This window comes from Isoptericola hypogeus, from assembly GCF_039531145.1.
Classification (GTDB): domain Bacteria; phylum Actinomycetota; class Actinomycetes; order Actinomycetales; family Cellulomonadaceae; genus Isoptericola; species Isoptericola hypogeus.
In genome coordinates this window covers 395,873-403,548 of record NZ_BAAAPM010000009.1, presented here as the reverse complement: position 1 = coordinate 403,548, position 7,676 = coordinate 395,873, and the positions used below count along the sequence as shown (strand labels likewise).

The 7,676-nt window shown below is 69.6% G+C and carries 9 protein-coding genes; 3 read left to right on the top strand and 6 right to left on the bottom strand.

Features of this window, described 5'->3' with window-relative positions; genetic code table 11:
* On the top strand, positions 1-456 hold a 456-nt coding region (locus ABD254_RS19860; RefSeq protein WP_344250543.1), incomplete at its 5' end, for an ImmA/IrrE family metallo-endopeptidase.
* A 3-nt stretch (positions 457-459) separates the two neighbouring features.
* On the top strand, positions 460-927 hold the full coding sequence (locus ABD254_RS19855; protein WP_188525110.1) for a DUF4411 family protein: 468 nt from the start codon (positions 460-462) through the stop codon (positions 925-927).
* A gap of 287 nt (positions 928-1,214) precedes the next feature.
* On the opposite strand, the gene ABD254_RS19850 is transcribed toward ABD254_RS19855, so the two are convergent.
* From ABD254_RS19850 to ABD254_RS19835, 4 genes are all read right to left on the bottom strand, one after another.
* On the bottom strand, positions 1,215-2,162 hold the full coding sequence (locus ABD254_RS19850; protein ID WP_344250542.1) for an integrase core domain-containing protein: 948 nt from the start codon (positions 2,160-2,162) through the stop codon (positions 1,215-1,217).
* Positions 2,159-2,476: a helix-turn-helix domain-containing protein gene (locus ABD254_RS19845; RefSeq protein ID WP_344250541.1), complete on the bottom strand. Its 318-nt coding sequence runs from the start codon at positions 2,474-2,476 to the stop codon at positions 2,159-2,161. Before ABD254_RS19845 ends, ABD254_RS19850 begins: the two co-directional genes overlap by 4 nt.
* Positions 2,477-2,653: 177 nt before the next feature.
* A protein-coding gene (locus tag ABD254_RS19840) for an IS3 family transposase (protein ID WP_344250540.1) occupies positions 2,654-3,828 on the bottom strand; the annotation gives its coding sequence in 2 pieces (ribosomal slippage) (positions 2,654-3,547 and positions 3,550-3,828; 1,173 coding nt in all).
* Positions 3,829-3,985: 157 nt separating this feature from the next.
* Positions 3,986-4,492 carry a DUF2306 domain-containing protein gene (locus tag ABD254_RS19835; RefSeq protein ID WP_344250539.1) on the bottom strand — a complete coding sequence of 169 codons (507 nt, stop codon included), beginning with the start codon at positions 4,490-4,492 and terminating at the stop codon, positions 3,986-3,988.
* A gap of 215 nt (positions 4,493-4,707) precedes the next feature.
* Between ABD254_RS19835 and ABD254_RS19830 the strand changes: the two genes are divergently transcribed.
* The gene (locus ABD254_RS19830; protein ID WP_344250538.1) at positions 4,708-5,019 is read left to right on the top strand and encodes a DF family (seleno)protein; all 312 of its coding nucleotides are present in this window, start codon (positions 4,708-4,710) and stop codon (positions 5,017-5,019) included.
* 123 nt (positions 5,020-5,142) lie between these two features.
* On the opposite strand, the gene ABD254_RS19825 is transcribed toward ABD254_RS19830, so the two are convergent.
* Positions 5,143-7,230 (bottom strand): heavy metal translocating P-type ATPase, encoded by a 2,088-nt coding sequence (locus ABD254_RS19825; protein WP_344250536.1) that lies wholly within the window; start codon positions 7,228-7,230, stop codon positions 5,143-5,145.
* Complete coding sequence (locus ABD254_RS19820) at positions 7,227-7,586, bottom strand: ArsR/SmtB family transcription factor (RefSeq protein WP_344250535.1); 360 nt, start codon at positions 7,584-7,586, stop codon at positions 7,227-7,229. The genes ABD254_RS19825 and ABD254_RS19820 overlap by 4 nt, the downstream gene beginning before the upstream one ends.
* Positions 7,587-7,676 lie beyond the last annotated feature (90 nt).

Below are 7,676 nucleotides of genomic sequence, written 5' to 3'. Positions count from 1 at the left end.
CAACTCGAAGCACAGTGCAACGCTCTGGCGGCGTCCATGCTCATGCCGAGGGAGGCCGTCCTCACGCAGCCACTCGTCCAGAGCCACCGTGCCGAGGGCTCTCCCTGGACGTACGGAGACCTTCGTCGCGCGGCTGCCCCATTCGGGGTGAGCGCGGAGGCGTTCCTCCGGCGTCTGGTCACCCTGGGGCACGTGTCCGAGAGGTTCTACGCCGAGAGTCGCGAGGAGTTCCTCCGCGCCTACGAGGCCGATGCCGCTCGGGAGCGCGCCGGAGGGGGCAACTGGTATCGCAACACGGTCCGAGACAAAGGGAAGGGCTTCGTCCGCCTCGTAACCGACGCCCACAAGCGCCGCGCGATCGATACCTACACCGCCACGACCTTTCTCGACGTGAAGGCGAGCCAGATGGCCCGTCTCGCGCAGGAAGCGACGCTCTCGAACGCGGAGGCGGTGTAGGCCGTGGAGTCCTTCTACTCGTTCGACACGAGCGTGTTCATCAACGGGCGCCGGGATCTGCTTCCCCCGGCGACCTTCCCGAGCGTCTGGCAACGGGTGGAGGGCATGATCGCCGACGGCGCGATCCGAGCTGTGGACGAGGTCGAGCGAGAACTAGCGAAGCGCGAGGGCGACGCCGTGCACTCGTGGGCGAAAGACCAGGCCGACCTCTTCGTGGACCTCGAAGAGGACATCCAGACCGCGACGTCGTGGGTCCTCACCTCGCACCCGAAGCTCCTCGGGAACGCCAAGGGGCGGAACGGGGCCGACCCTTTTGTGATCGGGCTCGCCGTTGCTCGCGACGGGGTCGTCGTCACTCAGGAGACCCAGGGCAGCCTCGCGAAGCCGAAGATACCGAGCGTCTGCGAAGCGATGAACGTCCGCTGCCTGACCCTGGTGGAGTTCATCACCGAGCAGGGCTGGAGCTTTTAGCCTTCCGGCGACAGCAGCTGCACCACCGCCGCAGGTCCGTCGTTTGGGTAGATGAAAGTCTGCAGCCGCATTCAGACGTTGAACTGTACAAACCCTTCTTGACCTGCGGCTTCCTTCAGTTCGTCGGCTGCCGGGGAACCACTGGGGAATCAGGGTCCACGGTGTGCCTCCGCCGAGGCGAGGGATCGGTTGGACCCGACGCGTCGCGTCGTAGTCCTTGAGCGGCCGGACGGCCGTTCCCAACCATCGCAAGCACCACGGACGAGGACGGCCGTGGCTGTCCCGCGTCAAGCTGCTGGCAGATTTTCGGTCTCGGGAAAGTTGGGGGTCAGGGGGTCGGCGTAGCCGAGGTGGACGTCCAGGGGGCGGTTGAAGGCGAGGGCCTCGTGCGGGCGCACGGTGTTGTACTCGGTCCGGTAGGCGTCGGCGTGGGCGACGAGGTCCAGGACGTCGTCGATCTCTTCGAGGAACAGTCGTTCGTACTTCAGTGACTGGAAGCCGCGTTCGCGTGACCCGTTCTGTCCGGGCGTCTTGACCCGGGTGCGCACGTGCCGCAGTTCGGGGTGGGCGGTGATGAACGCCTCGAACCGGAAGGAGCGGAACGGGCCGCCGTTGTCCGTCACGACGGTCACGGCCGGGATCACGTTCCCCTCCTCGTCGCGGGTGCACGCCTCGACCAGCGGGCGGCCGAACATCGTCTCGTAGTCTGCGAGGGCGGCCTCGATCGCCGCGATCGCGTCGTGCTGGTTCGCGGTCGGGGACACGTGCCAGGGGTGCTCGTACTTGCTCCAGTAGTCCCGACAGCCCGCGATCCGCCAGGTCCCGCCCGTGGTGGTCTCGAACTCGGAGAAGTCGAGCTGCCACACCTGGTTCGCCCCCGTGGGCTCGTCGGCGAACGCGGCCTTCCTGCGCTGGGCGAGCTGACGACGTTCACGCTGGTAGGCCGCCGGCAGGATCAGCCCCTCGTCGCGCAGCAGCCGCAGCACGGTGGCCTGGGAGACCCGGTGCCCGTCATAGCGGCACATCGCCCACACCTTGCGGTGTCCCCACGCCGGGTGGGCGAGCGCATGCCGCCGCGCGGCGTCCTTGACGTTCTCGCGGGCCGGGCGCGGCCACGGCCCCTTCGCCGGGTAACCGGCCCGGGCGCGCGCCTGCCAGCGCCGCCACGACCTCTCGGGCACGCCGACCAGCTGACAGAACCTCGTGGTCGGCATGCCCGCCTCGGTGCGGATCACCTCGAGGTCCTCGAAGGGCCCAGCCGGCCCTCCGCGGACTTCTTCCACACCCGGGCCTCCAGGTGTGCCTCGCCGAGCGCCTGGGTGAGGTCGGCGATCTGGGCCTCGAGCTGCTGCTCCCTCGTGGAGGGGCCGGACTTCCCAGCGGCCAGGCCCGTCTTGCCGGCCTCGAGGAACGCCCGCTTCCAGTTCCCCACCGATTGCTCGGACACCTTCGCCCGACGGGCGGCCTCGGCGACGGTGACCTCGCCGGCCAGGACCGACAACACGATCCTGGTCTTCTCCTCAGCCGGAACGGCTGGTGGTCTTGCCATGAACGATCAGACTCCTTCGCAGGTCGGACCCGCAAGCAACGGGTCCTGCCACTAAGTCTGACGCGCGACACCCCACACCGCACTGCTGACCAACCTCGCCAACCGCACCCAACCGATCGTGCGCTACGACCTCGGCGACGCGGTCGGGACTGCTGCACGGATAGGTGACAGCGGTTGTCAGGCGGCGAGTGCGACCTGAGTCGTGATGATTGCTTCGTACTCGATGGGGGTCAAGCGTCCAAGACGTTGCTGGCGGCGACGTCGGTGGTAGGTGCGTTCGATCCAGGTGATGATCGCGATCCGCAGCTCCTCGCGGGTGGTCCAGCGACGCCGGTCCAGGACGTTCTTCTGCAGCAGGGCGAAGAAGGACTCCATGGCCGCGTTGTCGCCCGCGGAGGCGACCTGGCCCATGGATCCGACCAGATCATGGTGGCGCAGCGCGGCCAGGAACTTCCTGGACCTGAACTGGGATCCGCGGTCGGAGTGCACGATGCAGCCGGCCACCTGACTGCCGTCGATGCCGCGGCGGGCGACCGCGGAGTTCAGGGCGTCGACCGCGAGAGAGGACTTCATGCGGTCGCTGATGGAGTACCCCACGATCCGGTTGGAGTACACGTCCTTGATCGCGCAGAGGTAGACCTTGCCGCCGGCGGTGGGGTGCTCGGTGATGTCGGTCAGCCACAGCTCGTTGGGTTCACTGGCAGTGAAGTCCCGGAGCACGAGGTCGTCGTGCGCGGGTGGGCCGGGCTTCTTCCCGCCCTTGGACCCGCGCTTCTTGCCGAACACCGACCACCAGCCACCCTCGGCGCACCGGGCCCACATCGTGCGGTCACACGCTTTGTGACCCACCGAGCGGGCCTCGTCGCCGAGCAGCCGGTAGCCGAACTCCGGGTCGTCTCGGTGGGCGTCGAACAGGGCGTTCGCGAGGTAGGCCTGCTCGAGCTCACGGTGACTCACGGGGTTGGCGAGCCACCGGTAGTACGGCTGGCGGGCGAGGCCCAGGACCCGGCACGTCACCGCGACGGGGACACCGTCAGCAGCAAGTTCACGGACGAGCGGGTAGGTCATTTTCCCGGCAGGTGCGCCTGGGCGAAGTACGCCGCGGCGCGGCGCAGGACCTCGTTCTCCTGCTCCAGCAGCCGCACACGCTTCCTTGCCTCGCGCAGCTCGGCGGACTCCGACGCGGACACGCCGGGCCTCGCGCCGTCCTCGACATCAGCCTGGTGCAACCAGTTGCGCAGGCACGACTCACTGATGCCGAAGTCCTTCGCGACCTGCTTGACCGTGGACTCGCCCTGGCGGGCGATCGCCACGACGTCGTCGCGAAACTCCTTGGGATGGGGTCTGGGCACGGGACACATCCTTCCAGCAGCGCCCGCAGGCACCACAGGTCAGGTGTCACCTATCCGTGCAGCAGTCCCGACCACCGGTGGGAAGTACCGCGCGGTGATCCCGATGGCCTGACCCGGCGTCGCCCCCGTTCAACCGGCACCGGTCGATGGCGCGGGTTCAAGCTCCCGGGGGGATGGACGGCGGGCGATGTCGTCGTATCGCCCAGGCCGTGAGCGGTGCCCCGATCGCCGCAGGCAAGACCCAGAACGACCAGTCGGGCAGCCGCTCCCACACCGGCAGGTGCGGTCCGTTGTCGACGTAGAACGCGGTCAGCATCGCGACATACGCCAGGCCCATCCACGCGATATGCACGCCGTCGCTCTCACCGCGGCGCCGGTTGCGCCACCCGAGCAAGACGGCGGCCAACGCGATCCCGCCGAGGACGGCCAGATGCACCGTTGCGGGCCAGCGGATCAGCACCATCACGACCATCGACCCGAAGAGGGCGACGATCCCACCCAGGAAGACGCGCCCCGCGGTGATGTGCCAGCGGCCGCCCTTGCGGGCGAGCATCGCGACCAACCCCGCGAGCACCCCCGTCAGCCCCGCGGCGACATGCACAAGCAGCGCGAGGTCGAACACCGGACCCGCGTCCGGCTCCGGCAACCCCGGGATGTCGATCATGGTCGCCTCCGACTTCGAGCCCCTCCCCAGCGTCCCACCGTCGCCACCTCGCTGGTCACCCCCCAAGGTTGTGCGAAACCGCAAGGCCGACCGTTTCTCGGGCGCCGCAGAACCTCCTTCTGCACCGCCGACAAGCGCCGGGTTCTGCGCCCCGCCTTGTATGAGCCGGCCCGACGGGAGCCCCGGAGAACGTCGCGACGCGCGAGAATCGACCTATGAAGGTTGAGCTCCTTGTCGTCGATGAGTGCCCGAACGAGGCCCGAGCCCGGGCCGCGCTGGACCGCGCGCTGGACCGCGCGGGCATCCATGCGGTCGTCTCGACCACGGTCGTTGCTGACGATGCGCAGGCACTCGCACGGGGCTTCGTGGGCTCGCCCTCGTTCCACGTCGACGGGCGCGACGTCTTCCCGGTGCCCACGGCACGGCCTGGTGTCGCGTGCCGCGTCTACTCCACGGCCGACGGGCTTCGAGGGGTCCCTGACGATGAAGCGCTGGTGGCCGCCCTCGTCAACCACAGTGGCCGCTGACCTGGCCGATTCCTACAAGGTTGCGCGCCGCTCCAAAACTGACCGTTTCTGAGACGCGTCAGAATCGGGTTTTGGACGTTGCGAAGCCTCTCCTGTGTGCCCGTGCGCTTTGCAGCTGCCGGGTCAGCGATGCAGGTCGGGCGCGGAAGCTGCACCGTGGCGCGTGCTGCGCGACAGCGCGGCGTTCCCGGGATGCAGCAGCGGGGGCAGCGCGGCCTTACCTCGTGCGGCGCGCAGGCCGTTGAGGATGACCACGACCTCCGCGATCTCGTGGACGAGGACGACGCCGGCCAGCCCGAGCACGCCGAACAGGGCGAGCGGGAACAGCACGACGATGATGGCGAGCGCAAGCAGGATGTTGCCGGTCATGATTCGCCGGCCCCGGCGGGCGTGGGCCAGGCCCTGGGGCACGAGGCGGAGGTCGCTGCCGGTGAAGGCGACGTCGGCGGACTCGATTGCTGCGGCCGAGCCGCCGGCGCCCATCGCGATCCCGACGTTGGCGGCGGCTAGCGCGGGGGCGTCGTTGACGCCGTCGCCGATCATGACTGTCGGAACTCGTTGGGCGGACTCGCGGACTGCGTGTTCCTTGTCCTGCGGGAGCTGTGCGGCGCGGACGTCGGTGATGCCCGCCGCGCGGGCCAGGGCGTGCGCGGTGCGCTCGTTGTCCCCGGTCAGCATCATCACTCGGACGCCGTCGTCCGTCAGCTGGCGGACGGCTTGGGCGGCCTCGGGGCGTAGTTCGTCGCGGATTCCGATGAGTGCGACGGGAGCATCGCCTACTTCCACGGCGACGACTGTCATGCCCTGCTCTTCGAGGGTCGCGGCGTGCGGCTCGAGGTCTCCGGCATCGATCCAGCGTGTGGTGCCGACGCGCACGGGTGTGCCGTCGACCGTGCCTTGCAGGCCGCGGCCGGGGAGCTCTTCAACGTCGTCGGTGCGGGAGGCTGTCGGCGCGGCGGCAAGGATGGCCGCGGCCAGGGGGTGGGTGCTGCGGGCTTCCAGGGCTGCTGCCAGCGTGAGGGCGTGCTCACGTGTGGTTCCGGGGGTGGTGATGACCTCGACGACCTCGGGCCGGTTGAGGGTGAGCGTGCCGGTCTTGTCGATGGCGACGGCTCGAACCGTGCCGAGCTCTTCGAACGCTGCTCCGGACTTGATGATCATTCCGAAGCGGCTGGCGGCGCCGATGGCGGAGATCACGGTGACGGGAACAGCAATCGCCAGCGCGCAGGGCGAGGCCGCCACCAGGACGACGAGGGCTCGCTGGACCCACGTCCCGGGGTCGCCGATGACGAAGCCCCAGACGGCGACGAGGACGGCTGCCACCAGCACGATGGGGACCAGCGGCCGGGCGATGCGGTCGGCCAGGCGTGCGCGTTCGCCCTTGCGCGCCTGCGCCTCTTCGACGAGGCGCACGATCGTGGTCAGGGAGTTGTCGCGCCCGTCGGCGGTCGCCTCGACCTGCAGGGTTCCAGTGCCGTTGATGGAGCCGGCGGGGACGAAGTCGCCGGGACCGACCTCGACCGGGATGGACTCTCCGGTGATGGTCGAGGTATCCAGGGAGCTTCGCCCCGAGGTCACGACGCCGTCGGTGGCCAGCCGCTCGCCTGCGCGCACGACGAGTAGGTCGAGCTCGCGCACCTGGTCGGCGGGGATGTCGATATCGCCCGACAGCCGGGAGATACGAGCCGTCTCGGGCATGAGGTCCAGGAGCGCGCGCAGTCCGTGCCGTGCGCGGTCCATGGCGCGGTCCTCGAGGGCCTCCGCGATCGAGAACAGGAATGCCAGCGCGGCCGCCTCGCCGACGTGACCGAGCGCCACGGCGCCGACGGCGGCAATGGTCATGAGCAGCCCGACGCCGAGGCGCCCGCGCAGCAGGCGTCGCAGGGCGCCGGGTGCGAACGTCCAGGCGCCAGCGAGCAGGCTCGCGGCCTGGACGACGACGGCGGGCACCTCGAGGCCGCTCCACTCCAGGACGTAGCCGGCGGCCAGCAGGACTCCGGAGACCGCGGGCAGCAGCAGTGCATGGTCGCGCCACCACGGCGTGAGCTCTTCTCGCGCGTCCTCCTCGTCGTGGCTTTCGCGGGCTGACCCGTCAGCGCCAGTCGACGACTCGACCGAGCCGGTCGTCCCCACCGCGGCAGGCGCGGAGCCCAGAGCGAGGAGCGTGGGACGGTCCTCGGGCTCGTCGGGGCCGCAGCACTCGCGGCTCATGCCCCGACCTCGCAGGCGGTGCAGCCGGGCACCTCGCACAGCGGGTTGGCGCACTCGCGCCCGTCGCGAACGTCGAGGACGACCCGCAGGAGCTCTCCGAGCGCGGCGCTCAGGTGCGGGTCGGCGATGGCGTACCGGGTGCGGCGCCCGTCGGGTTCGGTGAGCACGAGCCCGCATCCGCGCAGGCATGCGAGGTGGTTGGACACGTTGGAGCGCGACAGGTCCAGGCTCGCCGCCAGGTCGGCGGGATACGCCGGTCCGGCCAGCAGGCGTTCCAGGATGCGCGCCCGGGTTGGGTCGCTCATGGCCCGGCCGAGCCTGCCCATCACCTCGATGCGGTCGACAGTGTTCAGCATGCGATGAACAGTACATGGAGGGCTGTATCGATGGCCAGGGTTGGCCGGCCCCGATGAGCGTGAGTCGAGCGGCGTTATCTGTTTGTGACT

Bases quoted from the DNA above. Each gene is read 5' to 3' on its own strand.
- ABD254_RS19845 (WP_344250541.1), bottom strand. From the start codon at position 2,476: ATGGCAAGACCACCAGCCGTTCCGGCTGAGGAGAAGACCAGGATCGTG.
- ABD254_RS19835 (WP_344250539.1), bottom strand. From the start codon at position 4,492: ATGATCGACATCCCGGGGTTGCCGGAGCCGGACGCGGGTCCGGTGTTC.
- ABD254_RS19830 (WP_344250538.1), top strand. From the start codon at position 4,708: ATGAAGGTTGAGCTCCTTGTCGTCGATGAGTGCCCGAACGAGGCCCGA.
- ABD254_RS19825 (WP_344250536.1), bottom strand. From the start codon at position 7,230: ATGAGCCGCGAGTGCTGCGGCCCCGACGAGCCCGAGGACCGTCCCACG.
- ABD254_RS19820 (WP_344250535.1), bottom strand. From the start codon at position 7,586: ATGCTGAACACTGTCGACCGCATCGAGGTGATGGGCAGGCTCGGCCGG.